At 69.9% G+C, this 25,930-nt stretch carries 20 protein-coding genes; 5 read left to right on the top strand and 15 right to left on the bottom strand.

The window, feature by feature from the left end; translation table 11 throughout:
* Positions 1-493: 2-oxo acid dehydrogenase subunit E2 (locus tag GC203_RS08205; protein ID WP_293453184.1), on the top strand; the 493-nt coding region annotated here is incomplete at its 5' end.
* Between the two features lie 32 nt (positions 494-525).
* Here the strand turns inward: GC203_RS08205 and GC203_RS08200 are convergent.
* The 3 genes from GC203_RS08200 to GC203_RS08190 form a co-directional block, all read right to left on the bottom strand.
* Positions 526-1,347 (bottom strand): M55 family metallopeptidase, encoded by an 822-nt coding sequence (locus tag GC203_RS08200; RefSeq protein WP_293453182.1) that lies wholly within the window; start codon positions 1,345-1,347, stop codon positions 526-528.
* 35 nt (positions 1,348-1,382) lie between these two features.
* Positions 1,383-2,390 carry a DUF4350 domain-containing protein gene (locus tag GC203_RS08195; RefSeq protein WP_293453180.1) on the bottom strand — a complete coding sequence of 336 codons (1,008 nt, stop codon included), beginning with the start codon at positions 2,388-2,390 and terminating at the stop codon, positions 1,383-1,385.
* Between the two features lie 85 nt (positions 2,391-2,475).
* Positions 2,476-2,802: a 4-oxalocrotonate tautomerase family protein gene (locus tag GC203_RS08190; RefSeq protein ID WP_293453202.1), complete on the bottom strand. Its 327-nt coding sequence runs from the start codon at positions 2,800-2,802 to the stop codon at positions 2,476-2,478.
* Positions 2,803-2,881: 79 nt separating this feature from the next.
* On the opposite strand from GC203_RS08190, the gene GC203_RS08185 reads away from it, so the two are divergent.
* Positions 2,882-3,979 (top strand): DUF2817 domain-containing protein, encoded by a 1,098-nt coding sequence (locus GC203_RS08185; protein ID WP_293453178.1) that lies wholly within the window; start codon positions 2,882-2,884, stop codon positions 3,977-3,979.
* A 99-nt stretch (positions 3,980-4,078) separates the two neighbouring features.
* On the opposite strand, the gene GC203_RS08180 is transcribed toward GC203_RS08185, so the two are convergent.
* The 10 genes from GC203_RS08180 to GC203_RS08135 all read right to left on the bottom strand — a co-directional run bounded on the left by GC203_RS08180 (position 4,079) and on the right by GC203_RS08135 (position 18,488).
* Positions 4,079-6,331: a TonB-dependent receptor gene (locus tag GC203_RS08180; protein WP_293453177.1), complete on the bottom strand. Its 2,253-nt coding sequence runs from the start codon at positions 6,329-6,331 to the stop codon at positions 4,079-4,081.
* A gap of 225 nt (positions 6,332-6,556) precedes the next feature.
* On the bottom strand, positions 6,557-7,822 hold the full coding sequence (locus GC203_RS08175; RefSeq protein WP_293453175.1) for a serine hydrolase domain-containing protein: 1,266 nt from the start codon (positions 7,820-7,822) through the stop codon (positions 6,557-6,559).
* The gene (locus tag GC203_RS08170; protein WP_293453174.1) at positions 7,819-9,777 is read right to left on the bottom strand and encodes a prolyl oligopeptidase family serine peptidase; all 1,959 of its coding nucleotides are present in this window, start codon (positions 9,775-9,777) and stop codon (positions 7,819-7,821) included. The genes GC203_RS08175 and GC203_RS08170 overlap by 4 nt, the downstream gene beginning before the upstream one ends.
* A 15-nt stretch (positions 9,778-9,792) precedes the next feature.
* Positions 9,793-11,205 (bottom strand): MFS transporter, encoded by a 1,413-nt coding sequence (locus GC203_RS08165; RefSeq protein WP_293453172.1) that lies wholly within the window; start codon positions 11,203-11,205, stop codon positions 9,793-9,795.
* Positions 11,206-11,216: 11 nt separating this feature from the next.
* Positions 11,217-12,398 carry an acyl-CoA dehydrogenase family protein gene (locus GC203_RS08160; protein WP_293453171.1) on the bottom strand — a complete coding sequence of 394 codons (1,182 nt, stop codon included), beginning with the start codon at positions 12,396-12,398 and terminating at the stop codon, positions 11,217-11,219.
* Entirely contained in the window at positions 12,395-14,044 is a 1,650-nt protein-coding gene (locus tag GC203_RS08155; RefSeq protein WP_293453170.1) for an acetolactate synthase large subunit, read from the bottom strand. The genes GC203_RS08160 and GC203_RS08155 overlap by 4 nt, the downstream gene beginning before the upstream one ends.
* A gap of 138 nt (positions 14,045-14,182) precedes the next feature.
* Complete coding sequence (locus GC203_RS08150) at positions 14,183-15,397, bottom strand: CoA transferase (protein ID WP_293453169.1); 1,215 nt, start codon at positions 15,395-15,397, stop codon at positions 14,183-14,185.
* Between the two features lie 16 nt (positions 15,398-15,413).
* Entirely contained in the window at positions 15,414-16,748 is a 1,335-nt protein-coding gene (locus tag GC203_RS08145) for an aspartate aminotransferase family protein (RefSeq protein ID WP_293453167.1), read from the bottom strand.
* A gap of 16 nt (positions 16,749-16,764) precedes the next feature.
* A complete protein-coding gene (locus tag GC203_RS08140) occupies positions 16,765-17,697 on the bottom strand; it encodes an SMP-30/gluconolactonase/LRE family protein (protein ID WP_293453165.1) in 933 nt (310 codons plus the stop codon).
* 56 nt (positions 17,698-17,753) lie between these two features.
* On the bottom strand, positions 17,754-18,488 hold the full coding sequence (locus tag GC203_RS08135; RefSeq protein WP_293453163.1) for a TetR/AcrR family transcriptional regulator: 735 nt from the start codon (positions 18,486-18,488) through the stop codon (positions 17,754-17,756).
* Positions 18,489-18,642: 154 nt separating this feature from the next.
* On the opposite strand from GC203_RS08135, the gene GC203_RS08130 reads away from it, so the two are divergent.
* From GC203_RS08130 to GC203_RS08120, 3 genes are read left to right on the top strand one after another with little or no spacing between them, the layout of a single operon-like run.
* Positions 18,643-19,776: a mandelate racemase/muconate lactonizing enzyme family protein gene (locus GC203_RS08130; protein ID WP_293453161.1), complete on the top strand. Its 1,134-nt coding sequence runs from the start codon at positions 18,643-18,645 to the stop codon at positions 19,774-19,776.
* The gene (locus GC203_RS08125; protein ID WP_293453159.1) at positions 19,773-20,543 is read left to right on the top strand and encodes an SDR family oxidoreductase; all 771 of its coding nucleotides are present in this window, start codon (positions 19,773-19,775) and stop codon (positions 20,541-20,543) included. The genes GC203_RS08130 and GC203_RS08125 overlap by 4 nt, the downstream gene beginning before the upstream one ends.
* 18 nt (positions 20,544-20,561) lie before the next feature.
* Positions 20,562-21,449, top strand: a complete 888-nt coding sequence (locus GC203_RS08120; protein ID WP_293453157.1) for a 3-keto-5-aminohexanoate cleavage protein — start codon at positions 20,562-20,564, stop codon at positions 21,447-21,449.
* 35 nt (positions 21,450-21,484) lie between these two features.
* Here the strand turns inward: GC203_RS08120 and GC203_RS08115 are convergent, their stop codons facing one another.
* Together GC203_RS08115 and GC203_RS08110 are read right to left on the bottom strand one after the other, a co-directional pair.
* Positions 21,485-22,681, bottom strand: a complete 1,197-nt coding sequence (locus tag GC203_RS08115) for a mandelate racemase/muconate lactonizing enzyme family protein (protein ID WP_293453155.1) — start codon at positions 22,679-22,681, stop codon at positions 21,485-21,487.
* An 860-nt stretch (positions 22,682-23,541) separates the two neighbouring features.
* On the bottom strand, positions 23,542-25,896 hold the full coding sequence (locus tag GC203_RS08110) for a TonB-dependent receptor (protein WP_293453154.1): 2,355 nt from the start codon (positions 25,894-25,896) through the stop codon (positions 23,542-23,544).
* Positions 25,897-25,930 lie beyond the last annotated feature (34 nt).

Raw genomic sequence — 25,930 nt, 5'->3', positions numbered from 1 at the left:
GGCCGCCGCCGTGGCGCTCAAGCGCGTGCCCGAGGCCAACGCCTCCTACACGCCGGACGGCATCGCGATGCACCACCACGCCGACATCGCCATGGCGGTGGCGGTGCCGGGCGGTCTGATCACCCCGATCATCCGGGCGGCCGAGACCAAGGGCCTGGCCCAGATCGCCCAGGAGGCCAAGGACCTCGCCGAGCGGGCGCGCAACAAGAAGCTGAAGCCCGAGGAATTCCAGGGCGGCACCTTCTCGGTCTCCAACCTCGGCATGTTCGGGATCAGGAACTTCGCCTCGATCATCAACGAGCCGCAGGGGGCGATCCTGTCGGTCGGCGCCGGCGAGAAACGTCCCGTGGTCCGCGGGAACGACCTCGCCGTGGCCACGGTGATGAGCGTCACGCTCACCTGCGATCATCGGGTCGTGGACGGCGCCACCGGCGCCCGCTGGCTCGCGGCCTTCAAAGGCCTGATCGACGACCCGCTGACGATGATCGTGTGAGGCCGGGCGCGCCGAGCGCGCCCGGCGGCGTCCTACTTCAGCGAGATCATCTGATAGAAGAACGTCAGCAGGCCGTTGAGCTCGCGGGCCGTCTTCGGCCGCGCCCTGACCGTGTAGCCGTTCACGCGCTCGAAGTTCGGCAGCATCGAGAGCAGCTCCGCCATCCGGTTCCCCTTCAGGAGCAGGTCGAAGTCGACGGGCCAGTCGCGGGTGTAGAGCTTCGCCTCGGCGCGGCGCTCCACGGCGCGCCGGGTCGCCTCGCGGATCAGGTCGCAGCACACGCTGGGCGTCAGGGTGTTGGCGGCCGTGTGACTGATCGCGGTCTTGGTCGCCACCGTCTCGATGTCGCCCAGCACCTCGCGCGCATGCTCGACGTAGGCATCGTCGCCCGTCGCGAGGAGCACGGGCACGCCGGCTTCCCCGGCGGCCAGCGCGCTGATGTGGGTTTCGGAGACCGACTCGCCGTTGATCTTCACGTCGGTGAAATGCCCGCCGGCCACCGTGTGCGGGCACAGTCCGCGGGGGGATGCGGCGCCCACATGGTAGCCGATGAAGGCGGCGCCGATCACGTCGGGCTCGTCGACGCCGTCCATCATCAGCAGCGGGCGGGGCCAGCAGCGGGTGAGCCGCACATAGTCAGGCAGCCGGTCGACCATGATGTTTCGGCCGAACAGGTGGGAGTCCGACACCACCACCTCGTCGCAGCCGGCCGCGTGCGCGCCCTCGGCGGCGGCGATCACCTCGTTGGTCATCCAGAGCCTGGCTTCGCCGTAGTCGAAGTTGCCGGGCGTGCCGCTGTCGAAATGCGCGATGCCGCCGACGCCTTCGATGTCGGCCGAAATGTAGAACTTCATCGTCTCTTCCTAACTTGGTGATCGGCGCCCTGCGGCTAGGGATCGTGCGTCGCGGAGTCCGGCGACCCGTCGCGGACGCCCGAGAGCCAGGCCATGAGATTGCGCGTGAAGCGCGCGTTCTCCTCCGCGCCCGGCGCATTCAGCCCCATCTTCTTCTTGTTGCTCGCGATCTGGGCCGTGAACATCGCCGCCTCGCCGAAGGCCGCGACACGGCCCGCGCCCACGCGCCGCGTGGCGCCCTGAAGCCAGCCGCCGGCTGGCATCCGCGGCGTCGTAGCGTCGAAGCTCCAGGGCTTGGCGGGGAACAGCACCACCGAGCCCTCGGGGAACACCAGCAGCGGCTCCGCGCCCGGATCGGCCCAGAACGCCTGGCCGATGAAGGTCGCCACCTGCGAGACCCGCCCCCCGATCCGCCCGTCGGTGATCTCATGGGCGGCGAGGCCGCCGTCCGTCGCCCGGAAGACGTCGGGCATCCCGATGGTGATGCGGCCGTCGTCGTGGACCCGCGCCTTCGGGATCGCGAAGCCGTCGGTGAAATGGAAGCCGAAGGCCCCGGCCATGGCGGAGGCGGCGCCGGCCAGCGGCATGTGATCGGCGATCAGCAGCAGCGCGCCGCCCTGCTCCACCCAGCCCCGCGTGGCCGTCACCTCCTCGGGCGCGAAGGCCGACGGCGTCGGCTTGGGATAGTCCTCCCACGCCGCGTCGCTGGGCTGGGCGTTGGCGATCACGAGCACGTCGCACTGCCGGAGCGTGCGCGCGCTCAGCCGGCCCGTCAGGGGCGCCACCCTGTATCCATCCGCCCTCATCAGCGCGGCGAAGCCGGCGAACCGTCCCTCGCTGGTGTGGAAATCGTGGTGGCCTTCGTCCTGGCATAGCCTGGGCCCCGTCCCCGGTTCGAAGCGGGGATCGGCGACCGCGGCGTCGTAGGCCGTGTCGATCTGCTGCAGGACGGCGTTGTCGACCTTCTTCGCCGCCAGGAGCATCGGGGCGATCAGGGCGGCGAGCAGCAGCCGCGGCGCGAGGCTTGGACGTCTTCTCAACATGACTTATGGGTCATATTGTCTGGCCGGCGACCGGGCGTCAATCGGCCATGCGCGCCATTCCGGAGGCGCGCTCAGCGCGCCGGGTTCAGCCGCCGTCGGGTCGCGGGGCGCCGATCGGCCGCCCGCCGACGAACCAGAGGTCGCCCGGCACCTCGCTGATCAGGACGCGGACGCTTTCCGGCGGGACGCCGAGGGTCTCGGCCGCCGCCTCGGTCAACCGGGCGCCCAGGCGCCGCAGATCCTCCGGCGACCGGCCTTCGCGCAACGAGACCTGGATCAGCGGCATTCTGGAGCTCCGGGTAGGTCCCGGCGCGCCGGGGCGGCGCGACCGCGGGCCGGATTGGCTGCGACCGGCGCCTTCATGATATGTGACTTGTAGGTCATATTTGCATTCTGGCGCTTGCCCGCGGATTCCGCAAATCTTATGACTTGAAGGTCATCTGGGAAGTTGGGTGCGCCCGCCGGATCTCACGCCAACGGAATCGAGAACAATGGACGAGTTTCGACCCGCGCTGTCCGAGGACGTGTTCGACGACACCTATGCGGCCGCCAGCGAACGGTTCCGCGCCGCCGCCGCCCGCCACGGGCTGGCGGTGCGGACGTGGACGAACCCGCACAAGGGGCCGCAGGGCGAGGCCCTGGACACGCTCGTCGTGGAGCTCGGGCGTCCCGACGCCCCCAACGTCGTCGTCCTGAACAGCGGGGTGCACGGAACCGAGGCGCTGGCCTGCGGCGCGATCCTGACCAGCCTGATCGAGGCGCCGCTGTCGACGCCGGACGACATGAAGCTGGTGCTCGTCCACATCCTCAACCCGTATGGCGCGGCCTGGTCGCGGTACGTCAACGAGGACAACGTCGACCTGATGAAGAACCTCTTCTACGTCGACGAGATCACGCCGCACGATCCGCTCTTCGTGGCCTTCGACGACGCCATCGACCTCCCCCACCTGCGCGAATCCCAGGCCTCGGAGGAGATCGCCCGCGCGCGCAAGGCCTTCGTGGACGAGCATGGCCTGGAGCGGCTGATGGCCTCGCTCAAGAAGGGGCAGTCCGACCGGCCGAAGAGCATCTGCTACAACGGTCGCGGCGCCGCCTGGTCGACGAAGGTGCTGGCGGAAATCCTGGATCTGTGCGCCGGCGCGGCGCGCAACCTGCTGTTCATCGACATCCATACCGGCGTGGGCGCCTACGGGGAGGCCTACGTCATCGTGGGCGGCGACGAGGCGTCCCAGTCCCGGGTCCGGCTCTTGTTCGGCGCGGAGGCGCACGACACCGACCTCATCATACCGCGGCCCAGCTATTCGGCGCAGGGCGAGGTCGTGCCCGGCGCCACCTTCACCGCGGCGACGATCGAGGCGGGAACCGTCGACTTCGGCGACGGCTTCCGGGAGGCCATGTGGCTTGAAATGCACGACCACATGTACGGCGACCCGCGCTCTCCCGGGGCCCGGGAGAACTCACGGGTCTTCCGCAGCTTCTACTATCCGACGGACCCGGCGTGGCGCCGCGCCTGGCTGACCAACTGCCGCGCCACGCTGGAGCGCTTCATCGCCGGCCTGGCGATCTGGTCCCGCGAGACGGCGGGCTGACCTCGCCGTAGCCCGGCCCTCGCCAGCGGCCACATCCTGTCGCCCCAAACGAAAACGGCGGCCCTTTCGGGCCGCCGAAGTCGCCTCTCCTCGCCCCGACTAGAACTCGCGGCGCACGCCCACGCCGACGAAGCGCGGCGGACCGTACAGGCGGGAGAAGGTCGCCCCGCGGCTCGGGCTGGAGGGGTCGCCCGGAACCTGCGAGATGATGTAGGTCTTGTCGGCCAGATTCTTGCCGAACACGTAGATCTCGGTCTGGCCGTCGGCGAGCTGCAGCGACGCGCGCGCGTTCCACAGGGTCACGCCCGGCACCGACGAGGGATCGGCGTTGGGGACGCCGAGGTACAGCTTGCTGCGGCGGGTCCCCTCGACCCGCAGCGAGAGGTTGCCGAGCCCGTCGAACTCGTGGGTCCATTCCGCCGCGGCGTTGGCCGTGACCTTCGGGACGAACACCAGCCGCTGGCCCTTGCAGTTGAGCGTCGCGGTGCAGGCGAAGTCGTCGTAGGTCGCGTCGACGTAGCCGAAGCCGCTGTCAAACCGGAAGTCGCCCAGCTTCAGATTGGCCGTCGCCTCCACGCCCTTGATGGTGGCGCTGGCGGCGTTGTCGATCCGGAAGCCCTCGGTGATGGAGATGAAGATCGTCTCCTGCTTGTCCTTGTAGTCCTCGTAGAAGACGTCGGCGTTGAGCCGCAGCCGGCGGTCGAACCATTCCGACTTCAGCCCCATTTCGTAGGCCGTGACCTTCTCGGGCCCGAAGCGCGGCGGTTGCGTCGTGCGCTGGGTCCCGGTGTTCCAGCCGCCGCCCTTCTGTCCGTTGCTGACCTTGGCATAGATCATGGCGTCGGGCGCGATGCGGTAGTCGATCCCCACCGTCCCGGTCAGCGCGCTCTTGCTCAGGTAGTCCGAGAACGGGGCGATCTGGGGATAGGCGCCGCCGGGGATCAGGCAGGTCGTCCCGCCCGAGGCCCGGCCGAGCTTGCAGAGGTTGAGGAAGCCGGCGCCGAAGACGTTCTGGCCGGGGTAGTTCAGGTCCTTGGTGTCGAAGCTGAGGCGCAGGCCCGCGTGGACCGTCAGAGCCTCGCTCGCATGCCACCGCACGTCGCCGAAGCCGGCGTAGGTGTTGCCGCTGACCCGGCGCGAATTGCGCTCGCCGTAGTCGCGCGGCGTGAGGCTGGCGTTCGGCAGCGAGCTGATGCCGCCCGGATCGCTGTTCGGGTCCCCGGGCAGGGTCTCCAGCGTGCCCGACTGGGCCCAGAAGGTGTGCTGGTAGTAGAGCCCGGCGACGTAGTCGATCGGCCCGCCGGTCGGCGAGGTGTACCGCAGCTCCTGCGAGAACGCGTTGCTGTGGTCGGCGATGTTGGTGAACCAGAGGTCCACGGGGTTCGCGTCCTCATCCATGCGGTACCAGGCGCGCAGGGCGTTGTAGCCGGTGATGGAGGTGAGCGTGCCAGCGTCGCCGAGGTCGAGGTCGATGGTCAGCGTGGAGTCGTAGAGCTGACGCGACGTTTTGGGATCGATGTTGAGGTTCACCTTCCGCGGATCGTTCGTGGAGAACTGCCCGCCGACCCGCTCCGACTGCACCTCGGCGCCGTGCTCGTCGTAGATGCTCGCGCTGAAATTGATGTCCAGGTTGTCCACCGGCTTCACGCGGGCCTGCAGGCGCGCGCCGGCCTGCTTGGAGTCGCCGTACTTGTGGCCGTTGAACACGTTGGTGATGTAGCCGTCGCGTTCCGAACCGAAGGCGGTCAGCCGCACGGCGGCCTTGTCGCCCAGCGGGACGTTGATCGAGCCGCGCGCCATGTGGAAGGCGTAGTTGCCGAGCTCGGCGTTGACCGAACCGCCGAAGTCGAACGTCGGCCGTTTCGTCGTGATGCTGATCGCGCCGGAGATGGTGTTCTTGCCGAACAGCGTGTCCTGCGGGCCGTACAGCACCTCCACGCGCTCGACATCGAGGACCGGGTTGTTCCACTGCGCCGGGAACGGCAGATAGACGCCGTCGACGAAGAACCCGATGCTGCCTTCGTACCCCGGCGCCCGGGTGGCGCTGGAGATGCCGCGCAGGGTGATGTCCGGCCGGCGGTTCGTGGACTGGCCGGCGAACACCAGGTTCGGGATCGAGTACTGGAGGTCGCGAAGCGTCACCGCCTGCTGCTTGACCAACTGCTCGGCGCTGATGGCCGCGACGGCGACCGGCACCTGCTGAAGGTTGGACTCGCGCTTGGTGGCGGTGACGATCACTTCCTCGAGCTGCGATCCCTCCGACTTGGCGGCGTCCGCAGCCAGGGCCGGCGCGGCGCTCAGCAGCGAGCAGCTGGCGACCCCCGTCATGGCCCATACCCTGAACTTACCCATGCACGTCCCCTTTGCGTTGTTCGATTATGACCCATCGGTCATATAGAAGAGCTACTATCCCCGCGAGAGGCCGAAACGGCCACACCCCTAAGTTTCTCTCAGTAGAGACGAATGATCCCGACGCGAGTCCCGGCGTCGAACAGTTGGCCCTTGCCCACTGATATGACCTTTATATGACCTACGGGTCATCTTGGCAATTCGTTTCGTCAAGCGTCCCGGGGAACCTCAGTAGGGAAAGCTCACCCAGTCCGGATCCCGCTGCGCCAGCAGGGGAAGACGGTCGGCGACCGCCAGGACCCAGGTGCGAAGCCGTTCGTCCAGGCCCATCGGCAGGTTGAACGAGCCCGTGATCGTCGCGTCGAATTCCGGGACGTAGAAGGCCTGGACGCTCCAGGCTCCGGCGTGGCCCACGAGATCGACCCTTCTGTCGCTGCGCAGGCGGCGAACCCCGAGGCCCATCCCGGTGCATCCGGGCGGAAGGTTCGGGGGCCGGGTCCACCGCGTCATGCCGCGCCCCGTTCGCGGACGCTCGAACAGGCGTCCCGAAAGGAGCGCCCGGAGGAATGTGTCGAGGTCGGCCGTCGTGCTGATCTGGCCGCCGCCGCCCCAGTCCCAGGAGGCGTCCAGGCCCTCGCTGAACACCGCACGCCCCGCATAGGAGAAGTCGGCGACCCGGGAACGCCACCCCTCGGGGGCCAGGTCGCCATAGGCCAGATAGGTGTCCTGCATCCCGAGAGGCGCGAAGATCCGCTCCCGGCAAAGGACTTCGTAGCTCCGGCCGGCCAGGCGCTCGGCCAGCAGGGCGAGCAGCATGTAGGCCGTATCGCTGTAGTGGAAGCGGGCGCCGGGCCGATGGGCCAGAGCCTCCGCGGCGCGTCCGCCCCAGATGAACCAGTTGAGCACCCCGGCCGTGGCTTCGCCCGGCCGGTTCGGGTCCCACGCCGGCCACCCGCGGCCGGTTTCCGGATCCGGCGTCAGGGCGCGGCGGAGGTGGGCGCCCAGCGAGCCGGGCGCGGGCCGCCCGCCATTCTCCGTCGCGAGCAGCGCCCCGTCGTCGTTGAAGGCGTCGCGCAGGCCCGATGAATGGTTGAGCATCTGCCGGATCGTGATGGGTTCGTCCCGCACGACCGGCGCAACGGCGGCGATGTCCTCCATCTCGACGAAGGACGAGAGCGGCGCATTGAGGCCGCGCGGGCCCAGCCGGCCCGCTTCGGCGAGCTGAAGCATCAGGACCGCCGTGAACATCTTCCCCACCGAGGCGACGTGGAAGCCGGTCTCTGGATCCATGGGCCGATCGGCGTCCTGCCGCGCGCGGCCTGCCGACCAGACGAAGCACTCGCCCTGGCCGAGGGAGACGCGCACCGTGGCGCCGGGCCATCCGGCCTCGGCGGCGTGTTTCCGCCAGAGGTCTGCCAGGTCGGCCTCGACCGCCTCACGGAACGCCGCTCCCAGGTCCGATGCGATGGCGGCCGTCCGTTTCGGCGCGATCATGTCGCCGCCGCCTCGATTGCTTCGGCGTTCAGGAGCGGGATCGGCGGCAGCCGCTCGGGCGGCGTCACGCCGAAGATCCGGGAGAAGAACGCGAGCTCGGCCTGCAGCGACGCGAGGTTCGTCTCCGACTTGCGGAAGCCGTGGCCCTCCCCCTCGAAGAGGATGTAGCCGACCGGAACGCCCCGGCGCTTCAGGTTCTCCAGGATCCGCTCGGACTGGTTGGGCGGCGTGATCTTGTCGCGGTCGCCCTGCAGCATCAGCAGGGGCGCGCGGATGCGGTCGGCGTGATGCAGCGGCGAGCGCGCCTTCCACAGCTCCGCCGAGGTCTCCCGGGGCCCGACCAGATAGTCCGGATAGCGGGATTCCAGCTTGTGGGTCTCGGCGGCCCAGACGGCGACGTCGCTGATGCCGAAGTAGGCGCAGCCGGCGTGGAAGACGTCGGCGAACGCCAGGCATGCGAAGGTGTTGTAGCCCCCCGCGCTCCACCCGCGCACGCCCAGCCGCGCGCCGTCGACCAGGCCCTCGCGCGCCAGGTGCAGGGCCGCGGCCGCGTGGTCCTCCACGTCGACGACGCCCCAGCCGCCCTTCAACAGGTCGCGGAAGGGCCGGCCGTACCCGGTGCTCCCGGCGTAGTTGATGTCGAAGACCGCATAGCCCCGGCTGGTCCAGAACTGGATCGCGGGATTGAAGCAGGTGTTGGTGCAGCCGGTCGGGCCGCCGTGGCTGGTGACGAGGAGCGGCGGGCGGGTCCCGGCGGGCGCCGCGAAGTCGCGGTTGGCCGGCAGGTAGAGGAAGCCGTAGCCCGTCCGCCCGTGCGCCGAGGGGAAGGTGATGTGCCGCGGGGCCGAGATGTAGCCTTCCGCATCCTCGGGCGCCGGCATCCTCAAGAGCGACCGCGTCGCGCCGGTGGCGAGATCGATCTCGATCACCTCCGCCGGCCGCACCGCCGAGGCGGCCAGCACGAAGGCCTTGCCGGCGTGGACCTGCAGCCGCGCATAGTAGGAGTAGGGAAGGTCCAGGCGTTCGAGCGCGCCCGTGGCGGGATCGACGAAGCCGAGGTGGTTGATCCCGTCGCGGTTGTGGACGCCGAAGAGCCGGCCGTCGTCGAGCACGCGGTAGTCGCTGGTGCCCATGTTCCAGAAGGGGCGCGCGAACTCGATGGCCATGGGCGCCACCGGCCAGGCCGCCGCGCCGTCCCAGCGATAGTAGTTCCACCAGTCGCTCCGGTCGGAGACGAAATAGAGCGTCCCGTCGGGGCCGAACTGCGCGTCGCAGGCCACCTCGGCGTCCTCCGGAGCCACCGTGGCGACCGAGGCCACCCGGCCCGCGGCGTCGAGCTTCGCGCACGAGAGCGAGGTGACGTCCCAGGGCACGTGCGGATGGTTCCAGGCCGTCCAGGCGAGCTGGGCCCCATCGGGGCTCAGCGCCGGCCAGGCGTAGAAGTCGTCGCCCTCGACCAGCACCTCCCCGAACTCGTCGCCGTCCATGGCGATGGCCACGATCGCGTTCACGGGTTCGCCGCCGGCCCGATGGTCCTCCCGCACGCAGATCAGCCGCCGGCGCGCGCGATCCACCTGCGGCGCGCCGTAGCGCACGGCGCCCTCCGCCGTGATCGGCCGGATCGTCCCATCGGGATCGCGGCGGCGCCAGCGCTGGTCGGCGTGGATGAAGAACAGGACGCCGTCGCACACGGCGAACGCGGCGCCGCCGTACTCGACGATCTGGGTGCGCACGTTGAACGGCGGCGGCGTGAGGCTTTCCCCGCCGCCCTGGCCGTCAAGCCGCAGGACCTCGGCGCGGCCTCCGCCTTCGCCGCGGCGCGTGCAGGCGTAGACCGCGCCGTCGCTATCCACCTCGAGCTGCGTCACCCAGTACTGGGGGAAGAAGGAGCTGGCGGCGACCCGTTCCGGCGTCCAGGGGGTTTCCCAGCTCCCGTATTCGGCGATCCGAGGCATGTGGGCGGGCTCCTGTCAGGCGGGATGGGTTTCGGCGGCGGGCGACGCTGCGCGCAGTTCCGCCTGGCGACGACGGTTGAGGGGAAAGCCCCAGAGGATGACGGCGCAGGCCAGGAACAGGCAGAGCGGCCCGGCCGTATGCACCCAGGCCAGGCCGGAGAGGCTGGCCGCCGTATGGGTCTGCTCCTTCGGCTGGTAGCCCAGCACCTGCAGCGCCAGGAACGCGGCCGCGCCGCCGCCGGCCAGGCTGGCCTTCAGCAGGAACTGCTGGGCGGCGTAGTAGCTTCCGGCCAGGCTCTTGCCCGTGCGGGCGGCGGCGTAGTCCACGCAGTCGGCCAGCACCGCCATCTGCGGCACCTGCGAGGCGGCGTTGAACGCACTGCCCACCAGGGTGAGGGCGACCAGGGGCCAGAAGCCGTCGGCGCCCGCCGGCAGCAGGAGGCGGATCGGCAGCACCAGCCCGAACACCGCGATCCCCAGCGCCCAGATGTGGTGGCGCTCGAACCGCTGGCTTAGGCGGGTCCACAGCGGGATGGTGACGATCTGGGCGACCGCGGCGATCGAGTAGATCAGGGGGAAGCGGTCCGCGAGGCCCAGGTACGAGTCCAGGAACATGTAGGTCGTGGCGTAGTAGACGCCGTAGCCGAGGCTGCTCATCAGATAGGCGCCGACGAACCACCAGAAGGGCGGGTTGACCCGTATCGAGGGCCAGAGGTCGCGCAGCTCCACCTTCTCCGAGGCCGGCGTCTCATGCCCGCGAGGGGTGAAGATCACCGCCGGCAGGGTGCAGAGAGGCGCGCCGATGATGACCAGCCAGCCCAGCAGCTTCAGCATCGGCGGCGTGATCTCGGCGGTGGGGAACAGCGGCAGAAGCGGCGACGAGAGGAGGACCGGCAGCCCCATGAACAGCAGCAGCCCGACCACGCCCGTGAAGGTCAGAAGCCCGGAGAGGAACGACCTCTGCTCATAGCTGCTGGTGAGCTCGGCGCCCCAGGCGGTCAGGGGCACGGTGAGCATCGAATACGCGGTGTAGAAAAGCAGCGAGACCGCCATCAGATAGGCCATCGAGGCCGAAGACGTCGGGTTGAACATCAGCCATCCCGCGACGCAGGTGAGCGTCGCGCCGGCCAGGATCCAGGGCTTGCGCCGCCCCAGCGGGCTGGTCGTCCGGTCGGACAGGTATCCGATCGCCGGATCGGCCACCGCGTCGTAGAGCCGGGCGATGAGGAAGACGAGGCCCACCTCCGTCAGGGTGACGGCGGTGTTCTTGGCGTAGAAGGCCGGGATCAGCGCATTGAGCGGCAGGAGCATCATGGTGCCGATGATCGACCCCAGGCTCCAGGCCACGAGCTGAGGTCGTCCCGGCGACGCGTCGCGGCTGTCCTGGCCCATCATCGCCCTCGCCCCCGTCGGCCGCTCATCTGTCATCGGCCCGGCCCTCAGTACGACCGCGGCAAGCGCAGGTCGTGTTCCGCCACATAGTTCAGGACCATCTCCTGGCTGACTGGCGCGAGACGCATCACCCGCGCTTCGCGCCAGTAGCGCTCGACGTGATACTCGCGGGCATAGCCGAAACCGCCGTGCGCCTGGATGGCCGCGTCGGCGGCCTGGTAGCCCGCGTCGGCGGCGAGATATTTCGCCATGTTGGCCTCGGAGCCGCACGGCAGGCCCGCGTCGAGCAGCGCGGAGGCGCGGCGCACCATCAGCTCGGCGGCGTCCAGCCGCACCTTGGCGAGCGCCAGCGGAAAGGCCAGGCCCTGGTTCTGGCCGATCGGGCGGCCGAAAACGACGCGCTCGCGCGCATAGGTGGTGGCCCGGCGCAGCGCCGCCCGGCCGATGCCCAACGCCTCCGCCGCGACCAGGATGCGTTCGGCGTTCAGCCCGGCCAGCAGCAGCTTGAAGCCCCCGCCCTCCTCGCCGACCCGATCCTCCTCCGCCACGAACAGGTCGTCGTAGACCACCTCGCAGCTGGCCACGGCGTTGCGCCCCGCCTTCGGGATCGGCGAGATCGTCACCTCGGGACGCCTCAGCTCGGCGAATAGCAGGGTCAGGCCGTCGGTGCGCCGCCGGCAGTCCTCGCGCGGCGTGGTGCGCACGAGCAGGAGCACGCGTTCGCTTTCGAGCGCCTTCGAAGTCCACACCTTGCGGCCCCGAACGCGGTAGCCCCCCGCGACCCGATGGGCGAAGGTCGAGATGCGCGTGGTCTCGCTGCCGGCGTCGGGTTCGGTCACGCCGAAGGCCACGTGCAGGTCGCCGCTGGCGACCCGGGGAAGGAAGCGCGCGCGCAGCGATTCCGAGCCGAACTTCACGATCGGATGCATGCCGAAGATCGACATGTGCGCCGCGCTGGCGCCGTTCATCGCGGCCCCCGAGGCGGCGATCTCCTCGAGCAGGATGGAGGCTTCCGTGATGCCCTGGCCGGAGCCGCCGTAGCGCTCCGGGATGGCGATCCCCAGCCACCCGCCCTTCGCGAGGGCTTCATAGAAGGCCCACGGGAACTCGTGGCGTTCGTCGCAGGACGACCAGTACTCGTCGGGGAAGGCCGCGCAGAGCCGCCGGACGCTCTCGCGCAACAGGCCATGATCGTCGTCGGCCTCGACCGTTGGGGCGGCGGCGGTCATCGCGCCGCGTCCCCGGCGTATCGCCTTCGGCCTTCGCCTCCGGTCACCGCTTCGATGAAGGCCGGGCCCGGACGCTCGCACGCCCGTGCGAACGCCGCCTCGAACGCCTCGCCGGTGAGGCAACGCTCCGCCGGAACCCCGAGGCTCTCGCTCAGCGAGACCCAGTCGATCAGCGGGTCCGCCAGGTTGAGGAGCTGCGACGCGGCCGGGCCGGGCCGGTCGCCGGACCCCGTGCGCGAGAACTCCACATTGAGGATGCGGTAGGCGCTGTTGGCGAAGACCACGACCACGACGTCGAGCCGTTCCCGCGCGATCGTCCAGAGCGCCTGGACGGTGTACATCGCCGCCCCGTCGCCGTTCAGGGACACCACCTTGCGGTCGGGGCACGCCACCGCCGCGCCGATCGCCGCCGGCAGTCCCTGGCCGATCGCGCCGCCCGTCAGCATGAGCCAGTCGTGGGGCGCGGCCCCGCGTGTCGCGTCGAAGATCGGCTGGCTGGCCGTGACGGCGTCGTCGCTGACGATCGCATCGGCCGGCAGCAGGCGGGCGATGGCGCGGGCGGCCACGTGCGCGTTGAGTTCGCCCTGCGCCGGCTCGGGCTCGGGCGGGAGCGCCCCGGCCATAGGGGCGGGCGCGCCGAGCACGTCGGCCAGCATCTCCAGCGCAGCGGCCCCGTCCATGGCCGCGGTCGCCAGCGCCTCGACCGGACATCCGCCGGGAAGCAGCTCGCTGGACCGTCCTGGATAGGCGAAGAACGCCACCGGGGCCTGCGCCTCCACCGTCAGCAGCAGGTCGCATGCCGCCAGTTGCTCCATGGCGGACTCGGCGAAGTAGGCGAGACGCGTGGGCGCGAAGACCCCTCTGCCCCGCCGCTGGCGCGACACGAAGCTCTCGGTGAACACCGCGACGCCAGCCTGGGCGAGGCGCGAGGCCGACGCCAGCGCGCGATCGCCGCACGCCTCACCGCCCAGCAGGACGACGGGCGCCTTCGCGGCGCGGACCCTGTCGGCGAGGGCGACGATCCGCCCGGGTTCGACCGCAGGCGGTGAATCGGCCGGGACGCCGGGGCTCAGCGATTCCGGCCCGACCCGACCCCAGGCCGCATCCGCCGGCAGGATCAGCGACACGGGCCCGCGCGGCTTGGCCGACGCCCGCGCCACCGCTTTGGCGGCCAGCGGGCCGACGTCCGAGGGCGCGTCCGCCGAGACCACCCACTTCGAGTTCGGACCCGCCAGGCCCGCGATGTCGCTGGACAGCGGCGCGTCGTACTTCCGGTGGTAGGTGGCGTGATCGCCCACCACGTTGACGACGGGGCTGCGCGCCCGGCGCGCGTTGTGGAGGTTGGCGCCCCCGTTCAGGTAGCCGGGGCCCAGGTGCAGCAGGGTCGCGGCCGGCCGCCCCGCCATGCGCGCATAGCCGTCGGCGGCGCCGGTGGCGACGCCCTCGAAGAGGCAGAGCACGGCGCGCATGTCGCTGGCGCGATCCAGCGCGGCCACGAACTGCATCTCGCTCGTGCCGGGATTGGCGAAGCAGACCGTGACCCCAGACGCCACGAGCGCCGACATCAGCGAGTCGGCCCCGTTGAGGCCGAGATCCGCCTTGGCGGCCGTCTGGCCGGAATCCGAACGACGCTGAATGTCCTGCATCACGACGCCATTATATGACCCATCGGTCATGTGACAACTGTTGTCGGCCCAAAAAGGCGCTGTGTGAAGACGCTATGACCTGAAAGTCATATTTGTATTGCGAACTGGCCACAGACGCTCGAGCGCGGCCGCGCGGCATCAGGCCTCGGAGACCCTCACCGCCCCGGCGGCGATCAGGGCCTCGATCTCGGCGTCGTCCAGCCCGGCCTCGGCCAGGGCCTGCCGCGAGTGTTCGCCGATCTCGGGAGCCGGGGTCGGCAGCCCGGGCTCCCAGCCCGAGAAGCGGGCGCCGGGCCGGGCGACGCGCAAGCCGCCGCGCGCGGGATGCGGCACTTCCCGCACGGCGTCGCAATGGACCACCTGCGGGTCCTCGTGCAGCCTCGCACGCGCCAGCACCGGACCGCAGGGCACGCCGTTCGCCAGGAACCGCTCAACCACCTCGGCGGTGCTGTAGCTGGCGATCCGCGACTCCCAGAACGGCCACAGCTCGCGCCAGCGCAGCCGGCTTTCCGCCTCGGTGGCGAACGTCTCGCCGGCGATCTCGGGGGGCGCCTCCAGCGCGCGACACCATTCGTCGAAGGCCCGCCCGGAGATGAAGACCACCGCCACGTGGCCGTCGGCCGTCGTCCAGAGGCGATAGGTGTCGGTCAGGGCGAGGCCCTTCGGCGCGCCCTCGGACGTGAACGCGTGGTTCCACATCAGGTCGGGCCAGTTGAAGGCCAGGCTCGACTCCAGCATCGAGACGGAGATGCGCCGGCCGGCGCCCGTCCGGCTGCGCGCATAGAGCGCCGCGGAGATCGCCTGGGCCGCCGAGAGCCCCGCCACCTTGTCGCAGATGATCGTGTAGGTGAGCGCCGGCGGATGGCTGCCGTGGGCCTGGGCGTCGGCGATCCCGCTCATCGCCTGGATGATGGAGTCGTAGGTCCTGCGCCCGGCATAGGGGCCCGTCGGGCCGAAGCCGGTGATCGAGGCGTAGATCAGCCGCGGGTTCTCGGCGGCGAGGGCCTCGTACCCCAGCCCCAGGCGATCGGCGACGCCGGGCCGGAAGTTCTCGATGACGACATCGGCCGCCCGCGCGAGGCGGAGCACCGCCGCCAGCCCCTTCGGATCGCGCAGGTCGACGGCGAGGGAGCGCTTGTTGCGGTTGCAGGTGGCGAAGAGCGCGCTGTAGCCGAGGTAGCCGGCGCCCACGTACCGCCCCTGCTCGCCGCCATGGGGCGGCTCGACCTTGATGACCTCGGCGCCCTGGTCGGCGAGCCACATGGTGGCGAAGGGTCCCGAGACGACCGCGGTCAGATCGAGGATCTTCACGCCCTCCAGCGGCGCGCCCTCGGAAGCCGTTTCCTGTTCCATCGCGCCCTCCGTCCGCTCAGGCCGCGGCCGGGACTTCGGCGAAGCGCGCGAGCGCCCGGCCGGTCCGCTCCACGGTCTCGTCGATGTCGGCGTCGGTCATCGGCGTGGAGCCGATCATCATGCCGCGCGTGGCCATCAGCACGCCTTCCTGCAGCATCAGCCGGTGCAGCTGCTGCATCCTCTGCAGATAGCCCTCGCCCGACTTGCGATGGAATTCCCGGTAGCTCGACGCCGGCTCCCGGAAGAACTGCAGGCTGGTCATGGAGGCCAGGCCGTTGGCGCGCATGTCCAGGCCCAGCGCGTCCACCTTGCCCGTGATCCCCGCCCGCAGGCGCTGGCCCTGCCGCTCCAGCCGCTCGAACACCTCCGGCTTCAGGTGGCGCATCGAGGCGAGCCCCGCGACCATCGAGACCGGATTGGCGGTGAAGGTGCCGCTGTGGCTCACCTTGAGCGGGCCGGCGAGGTTGTCGAAGGCGCTCATCGCCTCGCGCCGGCCGCCGACGGCGCCGATCGGGAAGCCGCCGCCGATGATCTTGCCCATGACGGTCAGGTCTGGCGTGACGCCCAGCCGTCCCTGCGCCCCGTGGAAGCCGGCCCGGTTGCAGAACACCTCGTCGAAGATGAGGATCACGCCGTGGCGGGTGCAGAAGTCGCGGAGCGCCTGCAGATAGTCGACGCGCGCCGGCGAAAAGCCCAGGCGGGCCGGGATCGGATCGATCACCACGCAGGCCAGTTCGTGCGCGTGCGCCTCCAGCAGCGCCAGCGTCCGCTCGGTGTCGTTGAAGGGATAGACCACCACCTGGTCGAGAAGGCTTTGCGGCGTCCCGCGCGCGAACGGCGGCGCCGCCGGCCGATCCTCGGGGCCCCAGTTGTCGGGCGTGGGCAGGAAGCTGGCCTCCACTAGGTCGTACTGGCCGTGATAGCCGCCCTCGGCCTTGGCGATCATGCTGCGCCCGGTCACGCCGCGCGCGCCCTTGATCGCTACCATCATCGCCTCGGTGCCGGAGTTGGTGAAGCGCACCTGCTCGACCCCGGGAATCCGCTCCACGAGGAGTTCGGCCAGCTCCACCTCAGGTTCGCTGGGCAGGATGCAGCAGATCATCTTCTCGACCTGCGCCCGCACGGCCTCCAGGATCGGCGGGAAGCCGTAGCCGTGGATCTGGGTCGAGAAGTTGTTGACCCAATCCAGATAGACCTCGCCGTCCACGTCGGTGAGCCGGCAGCCCTCCCCGCGCTCGCCGTAGACGATGTAGGGCCCGAAGGTGATCATGTGGCGCGTGTTGGCGCCGGGCATCACCGCGGCCGCTCGGGCGAACAGGTCGGCGGACTTCGACTTCGGATCGGGGAACACAGGTCGCTTTCCTTTCTCAGGCCCCCCGGGGAGCCGGCATGGTGTTGACGAAGTTCACGGGCTGTCCGGCCCGCGGCCAGTCGATGGCGACCAGGCGGCCCGTCGAGGAGAGGGTGACGAAGGCCGTGCGCAGGCCCTCGCCGCCGAAGGCCACGTTGGTGGCGTAGAAGTCGTCGATGGCGAGGAATTCCCGCCGCGCCCCGTCCGGCGAGACCGTCCAGACGCCGCAGCGGTTGAACGAGGCCACGACGATGGCGCCGTCGGCGTCGAGCGCCAGCGAGTCCAGGTAGTTGTTATCGGGCAGGCCAGCCACGAGCCGCCCGCCGCACGACGACGGCCACGGCTCCTCGCGGATCACGCCCGGCGCCTCGAGGTCGAAGGCCCAGATGCGGCGCGGGATCGTCTCGGCGACGTACAGCGTCTTTTCGTCGGCGGACAGGCCCACGCCGTTCGGCGTCACCAGGCCACGCACGGCCTCCACGATCCGGCCGCCATCGGGGGCGGCGTAGAAGACGCTGGTGATCCCCCATTCCCGGGGGCGGCGCTTGCCGTGGTCGGTGAAGTAGAACCCGCCCGACCGGTCGAACACGATGTCGTTCGGCGACTGCAGGGCGATGTCGCCGCAACGGTCGTAGAGCCGCTCCACCCGGCCGGTGGCCAGATGCACCCGCTCGATCCAGCCATTGTGGTCGGACTGGCGGAGCGGCCGGCGCCAGCCGTTGGCTTCGCTCGTGTAGATCCACCCACCGCTGTTGCAGACGTAGCACCAGCCATCCGGGCCCATGGCGGCGCCGTTCGGCCCGCCCTCCAGTTCGGCGATGATCTCCAACCGGCCGTCCGGGCGAACGCGAGTCAGGGCACGGCCCTCGATCTCCACCACCACGACGCTGCCGTCGGGTAGGGCGATCGGGCCTTCGGGAAACCTCAGCCTGTCCGTAACAACCCGCATGGACTCCAGCCCTCCGCTGGATTCCTTTTATGACTTGCGGGTCACGTTTGCAAGGATCAGGCGGCGGCGTCCTGTTCGATCAACTTTCGGAAGGGGCTGTCCGCCGAAAACTCCTCGGCCGGCGGATTGTGCCCGTACATGGCTCGGAAGTTCATAAACGCGTGCAGGTCGACGATGAACTCGGGATCATGCGGATCCTCCACGCCCTGCCCTGTCTGGACGCCGTAACGCTCGAAGAGGCTCTGATCCATCATCGTGCCCGCCGTCCGCAGGATGAACCGTTCCAGCTTGGGGTCGGAGTCGGGGCGGGTCTTCATCCAGCCGATAAGCGAGCGGTCGACGAGCCGCCCGTTCCGCTCGTGCCAGATCTGGCGCATCTCTTCGTCCTGCGTGCCCATCTGAACCATGCACTTCATCACGCCGACGTTGGCCGCGAAGGTCTTTTCGTACCAGTAGACCCATCGGCGGGTGTTCGTGAAAGGCGTGCTCTTCGAGGAGAGGCGCGGATAGGTCTGCACCTCGAAGCTCACATAGCGCCTGGCCAGCTCGCGCAGGAACTCGTCCTTGCTCTTGAAGTAGATGTAGAAGGTGCCCTTGGCGACGCCGGCCTCCTGGCACACCTGCTCGACCAGCAGGTCGCGGTAGTGGATGGTCTCCAGCAGCCGGGCCGCCGCGGCCAGCAGCCGCAGGCGCGAGCGCTCGCCGCTGCGGCTCTTCCGGATCTCGTCCGCCATCGCCGTGAGATACGTCGGGAAGCGGATCACTTCGATGTCGAGGTAGGGCAGGGTCACCCGCTACTCCCTGTTCCGGCGCAGGAAGATGACCTGCGCGTCAGGCCATTTCTTTAAGCCGCAATCCGCCCATGGGTCCAGCCGGCGCCCGCCGAACCAGCCGTTGCAATTATGACCCATGGGTCATATAGAGCGCGGAAACGGGAGTCTCAGCGTGCGCATCGAAGCGGTCGAAACCTTCATCGCGGGCCATTGGACGTTCGTGGCGGTGACCACGGAATCCGGCGTCACCGGCTTCGGCGAGAGCACCTACTTCCCGCACGCCCAGGCCGCCCGCGCCGTCATCGAGGACCTGCGCGCGGAATACGTCGGCGCCGACGCCCGCCGGGCCGAGTTCCACTTCCAACGCCTCCACAAGCTGCATTCGATGCGCGACGCCGTCGCCACCTCCGCCCTCGCCGCGCTGGACCAGGCGCTGTGGGACATCAAGGGCAAGGCGCTCCAGGCGCCCGTGTGGGACCTGCTCGGCGGCCGGGTGCGCGACCGGGTGCGGGCGATCCTGCTGATCGAGGCGACCACGCCCGACGAACTGCTCGCCAAGGCGCGCGAGGCGCAGGCGGAGGGCTTCACCGCCATAAAGATCAAGCCGTTCCTCGGCGACTGGGCCGTCAAGCCGATGGCGCGCCTGCTGCGGGAGACCGCCGACCTCGTCCACCAGGTCCGCGGCGAGCTCGGGTGGGACATCGACATCGCCGTCGAAATCCACCGCAACCTGACGCCCGACCAGGCCGCCGTCTTCGCAGCCGACCTCCGCGCGATGCGGCCCTACTTCATCGAGGACCCCATCCAGCCCTTCAGCGTGGCCTCGGCCGCCGCCCTGGCGCCGCGCATCGAGGGCACGGTCGCCCTGGCCGAACGCAACTCGAACATCTGGGAATTCCGCGAGTTCTCCGACATCCACGGCGTGGCCATCCTGCGGCCCGACGTCGGGCTGGCCGGCGGGTTCACCCAGCTGCGGAAGATCGCGGCGATCGCGGAGTCCCGGCACCAGCGGATCGTGCCCCACAACTTCACCAGCCCCTGGGTGACCGCCTGCCACATCCAGCTCGCCGCCTGCACCAGCAACTGGGACGTCCAGGGCTACATCCGCGAGGATCGCCGCCCCTGGACCGACGTGGTGACGGCGGTGAACCGGCGGGAGGGCGGCTACCTTCTCATCCCCGAGACGCCCGGGGTCGGCATGTCGCTCGACCTCGACTACCTCCGCCAGGCGCAATACGAGCCGTTCGGCCATAAGTTCGCCCACGGCGCCGCGCGGGCGGCCGATGGCGGCGTGCGTCACCTGTGAGCGGCGCCCTCCCCGCGCCGGTGGGCGACGCGCAGGGCCTGCTGGCCGACGGCTTCAAGGACCAGATCGTGGTGGTGGTCGGCGGCTTCGGCGGCATCGGCGCGGAGGTGGCCCGGCAGGCCGAGGCGCTCGGCGCGCGGGTGGTGGCCGCGTCGCGCCGCGTGGCCGCCAACACTGCGGACGGCCCGCGGCTGGAGGCCCGGCTGGATCACACCGACGCGGCCTCGCGCGCGGAATTCGTCGCCTGGCTCACCGCCACGGTCGGGCGCGTCGACATCCTGGTGAACACCGCCGGCATGACCCGCTCGGTGCCGCTCAAGGCCATCGAGCGGCTGGACGACGGCCTCATCGACGCCGTCATGGCGTCCAACGCGACGGGCGTGCTGAAGCTGATCCGCGACCTCGTGCCCTTGCTGCGTGCGGGACACGCCCCCTGCATCGTGAACGTCTCCTCGGTGGCGGCGCGCACCGGGGTCGGCAGCAACATCGCCTATGTCGGCGCCAAGGCCGCGATGGACGCCATGTCCGTCTCGCTCGCCAAGGCGCTCGCCCCCGAGATCCGCATCGTCAACGTGGCCCCCAGCGCCCTCGACACCGACTTCGCCCAGGGCCGCCCCCAGGACTTCATCGACCGGACCATCGCGGCCACGCCGCTCGGCCGGCTGGCGACCACCACCGAGGTGGCCAACGCCGTCCTGGCCGCCGCTCGGCTCCTCACCATGACCACGGGCGAGACCATCGTCGTCGACGGCGGCCGCCGCCTCTGACCTCCAGGGACAATCCTCATGCGCGACGTGATCCTCACCTGCGCGGTGACGGGCAACATCACCCGTCCCGACCAGACGCCCCACCTCCCGGTCACCCCGGAGCAGATCGCCGAATCCGCCCTGGAGGCGGCCGAGGTCGGCGCCTCGGTCGTGCACATCCATGTGCGCCATCCCGAGGACGGACGGCCCTCCATGGAGACCGAACACTACGCGGAGGTGGTCTCGCGCATCCGCGAGAAGAATCAGGATCTCGTGCTCAACCTCACCACCGGCCCGGGCGGGCGTTACCTGCCCGACCCGGACAATCCGCGGATCGCAGCGCCCGGCACCTCGCTGCTGCCGCCCCTCGAGCGGGTGCCGCACATCCTCACCCTGCGCCCGGAGATCTGCACCCTCGATCTCAACACCATGAACTCGGGGGACCAGGTGGTGATGAACACCCGCCGGAACACCCGCATCATGGCGCAGGCCATGCTCGGCGCGGGATCGAAGCCGGAGATCGAGATCTTCAATCCCGGCGACCTCGTGCTGGCCAACGAGCTGATCGGCTCCGAGCCGTTCTCCGGGCCGGCGCTGTTCTCGTTCGTCCTCGGCATCAAGTACGGCTGGCCGGCCAGCGTCGAGGCGATCCAGCTCGGCGTCAGCATGCTGCCCCCCGGCGCGGTCTGGTCCGCGTTCGGCGTGGGGCCGACCGAGTTCCCGATGGTGGCGCTCGCCGCGATCATGGGCGGCCACGCCCGGGTGGGCCTGGAGGACAACATCTACCTGGAGAAGGGTATGCTCGCGAAGAGCAACGCCGAGCTCTGCCTGAAGGCGCGCCGGATCATCGAGGACCTTGGCTTCCGGCTCGCATCCCCTTCGACGGCGCGCGAGATCCTGGGCCTGCCGCAAGCCGTCCGGACCTGATGGGGGCGGCTGGCCAGGCCAGCCGCCGTGAGGCCTCAGGCCGCCTTGGGAACGTAGTCGCCGATGTAGCGGGTCTGGCCGCGACCGAAGATCACGTCGCAGTAGTTGCCGTCGGGCATGCGGAACGGATCGACGGTCAGATCGCGCACCAGGTCCTCGTCGAGCGTGAGCCCGAGGCCGGGCCGATCGCCGAGGTCGAGCAGGCCGTCCTGGATGTCGAGGGGGCCCGCAAGCTCCTCGATGAAGCGGTTGCCTGTCTGGTCGATCTCGCAGGTCACGCCGTTCCCCGACGCGGCGACCACGTGGGCGTTGGCCACCACGCCCACCATGTCGCACCAGGTGTGCGGCGCCAGGCGCACGCCGTGCTCGGCGGCGAGCTTGCCGATGCGCATCACCTCGGTGATCCCGCCGGCCCGGCTGGCGTCGGCCTGCACGATATCCACCGCCCCGGCGCGGATCAGTTCACGAAAGCCGTGGTAGCCGAACTCGTTCTCGCCGGTCGCCAGGGGCACGCCCAGCGGCGCGAGCACCTTCCGCAGTTCCACGAAGCGGTCGAGTTCGTCGGGCGCGAAGGGTTCCTCGAACCAGAACGCCCTCACCTCCTCCAGCACCGGGGCGATATCGCGGGCGGTCTCGGGCGTGAACCGCTGGGTGCCGTCGATCATCAGGTCGTTGTCGGGGCCCATCTCGGCGCGGGCCGCGCGCATCGCCGCGACGTCGTAGTCGTAGGTCCAGCCCACCCGCATCTTCACGCGCCGGAACCCGCGATCGATCGCGCGTCGGACGCCGGCGGCGACCTCCTCGGGCGACGAGTAGAGGTTGCCCGAGGCATAGGCGGGCGCCTTGCCCGACTTGCCGCCCAGCAGCCGCCAGACGGGCTGGCCCTCGATCTTCCCGCGGATATCCCAGAGCGCGGTGTCGATCCCGCTGACGGCGGCGGTCGCGCCGCCTTTGCGCCCGTACCAGGCGCTGACGCCTTTCAGTCGCTCCTGAAGGCGCTCGGTCTCGCGCGGGTCGAGCCCGATCAGGAACGGGCCCATGTGGTCCACGGACGCCTGCACCACGCCGGGATGGGCGTAGGCCGAACCGACGCCTTCGCGGCCGTCGTCGGTCCGCACGCGGACCAGGCTCATGAAGCGGGCGTGCACGGGACCTGCCGGCGTCTTGAACGTCTTGGACATGTCGTACTCGAAGCGCAGGTGCGTGGCTTCGACGTGGGTAATTCGGCTCATGACGCTCTCCGGACAGGGTCGCCGATGCCATCGGAGCCCTGACGCACTCCGATACATGACTGACGGTTCATGTCAGAGGAAATTTTTTCGGAGGTGTCAAGCTCGACGGCCGGCGCGGGAGAGGCGGCCCAAACCCTGACAAATCTTTATCTGATTGTATGTTATCGCATTTCTGACGGTTCGAATCTTCTTGCGCCACGCCTCTTCTATATGACCTATTGGTCATTCGATGTGATCGCGTGGGAGTCCCCGGGATTTTGCCTCGTTGGGCCGTTGCGGCCGCGGGCGCCCTGCCCGCTTGATGGGATCAGGCCGGGGCGGCCCTCGCGCGATGAATGCCCAGGCCTTCAGGGGGCATCGCCGCTGTCGCCTCGGCGATCGGGAGCGGGCAGGTCGTCGCCATCGACGAAACCGGCGGGCCGGAGTCGCCTTGGAAGGCTGCGGGATGATGCGGTGATCCAGAAACGAGTTGCCCCGGCCGAGGTGTGACGTCCTCGGGCCGGGGCGTTAGGTCTCGTGCCAGCGACTGGAGAGCCGACGCGGGTTGATGTCCGGCGCAGAACGCCGTGCGGTCCGAGCCGACCGCCACCAACAACCATAGAATAGCATTCTCCGGAAGCCTGGCCAATTCGCAATCGCGTCGCAGGCAGGACGATGGCGGCGCGGCCCTGGACGCTCTCCTCGCCAGGGCCGCGCTCAGCCAGCCGCGGCGCGACCTTGGGCTCGGAAATGCGCGCCGTGTTTGACTGGTGCGCCGGTACGCAGCGCATCTTTTTCTCGACCAGCGGCTCTCCAGAAGTCGAAGGTCGCGGTGATGACGGCGCGGCCGGCGACCATCCCTAGGTCGCCCCGCAAAAATTTCACATGGCCGCTGAAAGCGTGACGCCGACGGTGCGCGGCCGCTGCGGCGTGATCTGGCGGGTCTGGTCGGGATTGAACGGGTTCCCGTAGGCGAAGGTGTCGCTGAAATCGTTCAGCGGGTTGATCACGAAGATCTGCAGACCGAGCGCATTGTGGGTGAACTCGGCCGAAAGCTTGGTCCGCGCATAGCCGCCCATCTCGGGAGGCGCGGCGTCGAAGGTGACGCGCGAGCGGCCGACATAGGTCGCCTGGGCGATCAGCCGCATCGTCCAGTCGTCGAAGATTTCACGCTCGTAGCTCAGCACGGCGCCGCCCGAGATCGCCGGCGCGCCGGGAAGGCTTTCCGAGAGCTGGCTGGTGAAGTCGGGATTGGCGTTCGTGGTGCGGGTGCGCGAGAGCCGGCCATTGAGCTGGATCGCGAAGCCGCTGTCGGTCCGGTAGCCGAGCTCGGCCTCCAGGCCCACGATGTGCGCATCCCCGGCGTTGGTCGTGTAGGGGATGCCCGAGTTGCGGAACTGGTCCGTCTGGATGTCCTTCCAGACGTCATAGAACAGCGCCGAATTCAGCGAGAGCCGCCGGTCGAGGGCCTGCAGCTTCACCCCCACCTCGTAGTTCCGCAGCCGGTCGGGCGCGAACGTCGCACGGCTCGGCGGGAGCGGGTTGGCGCCGCCCGAGTTGGTGCCGCCCGAGCGATAGCCTTCCGACGCCACGGCGTAGGCCAGGTCCCCGTCGCCGAAGACGTGCTGGATCGACAGCTTTGGCGAGAAGCTGGCGAACCTGGCCACCCGGTCGACGCTGCGTGGCATGAAGCGTTCCGAGACCACCTCCGAGCGGGTGCGGCTGCGGATGCTGAACACCCGGCCGCCGGCGGCCACAGTCCAGCCGGGCGTGAACTCGTACGAGAGTTCCGCGTAGGCGGCGACCTCGCGGACGTCGTCGTGACGGTTGTCGCCATAGACGGGCACGTTCGGCAGGTTCGGGTTCTGCGCGAGGAACTCGGTCGGCGAGTGGAGCGAGGTGTCAGAGGCGTACACGCCGGCCAGCCACTCGATGGGCCCTGCGCCGCGCGAGGTGAGATAGAGATCCTCGACCAGCATCTTGGCCCGCGTCCGCTCGGAGTAGGCCGAGGTCTTGGCGCGGTCGGTGTAGTTGTGTTGCGTCGCCGTCGCATCGTAGAGGCTGCCGTAGGCGTGGCGGACGAAGCCGGTCGCGGAGGTGAGCTCGGCCCAGCCCCACGAGTGCTTCACCGTGGCCGTCGCCAGCTCGATATCGTTGACGTGCGGCTCCTGGATGCGGACCGATCGCGTCAGCCCGAGCCCCGGCGTCGTGTAGTGGGTGTCGTCCGAGCGCAGATGCTGGCCGGCGGCGGTGAGGCTGACCATCCATGCGTCGTTGGGCTGGAAGAGCAGGATGAGCCGCGCGCCCCGACGCTCGGTGCGGTCGACGTTGCTGCGGTTCTGGGTGATGTCGTCGAGATATCCGCCCTGGACTTCCTGATAGGCCGACAGGCGCAGCCCCAGGTCGTCGCGCAGCACGGGAGCGTTGATGAAGCCCTCGATCGCATAGCTCGGGTCGCCGCCCTGGGTCGCCGCCCCGCTCGCGCGCACCTCGGCCGAGAAGCCATTGAGATCCGGCTTGCGCGTCACGATCCTGTAGACGCCGCTGAGCGAGCCGGCGCCGTAGAGGGCTCCCTGCGGCCCGCGCGCGACCTCGACCCGCTCGACGTCGACCAGGCGCAGGTCGGGATCGGGCGCATTGTAGTTCACCGGCAGTTCGTCGAGGTAGGTGGCGACGACCGAGCGCGCCCGGCCGGTGTAGGCCCCGTCGGACAACCCTCTCAGCAGCAGCTTGTTGCGCCCCGGCCCCAGGTTGGTCGCGAGCACGCCCGCCAGCTGGCCCGCCGCCTCACCCGCATCGCTCGCGCCGGTCGCGCGGAGCTGATCGCGAGGCACCGCCGAGACGGCGACCGCCAGTTCGCGCGCGCTGCGCACCCGCTTGGTCGCGGTCACCAGAACCTCGCCGACGGTCGCCGGGGACAGCGGCCTGGGCGCCTCGCGGCGCGCGAGGGCCGAGACCTCGACCGCGCCCGGCGCGATCAGCCGCCACGAGCAGGGGGCGCCGGCGAGGACCCTGGACAGCGCGGTTTCCAGGGTCATGGCGCCGACAAGGCGCGTCCGGGAGGTCCCCGCGCAGGCGCCGGCGCCGATCAGCGTGACGTTGGCCTGCTGGGCGACGTCGATCAGCGCCTCGGAATAGGGCTTGGGCTCGACGTGGAAACGAATACGCGCAGGCGCGGCCGCGGCGGTTTCGCCTAGACCGCACGCCGCCAGGGCGCATGTGGCGGCGACCGCCAAATCCCGACGCGCGAGGATCGTCCGCTCCGCTCTA

It is taken from the genome of Phenylobacterium sp., from assembly GCF_016124325.1.
Taxonomy (GTDB): Bacteria; Pseudomonadota; Alphaproteobacteria; order Caulobacterales; family Caulobacteraceae; genus Phenylobacterium.
Note: the sequence above shows the minus strand (reverse complement) of the source record. Positions and strands in the feature narration are given on the sequence as shown.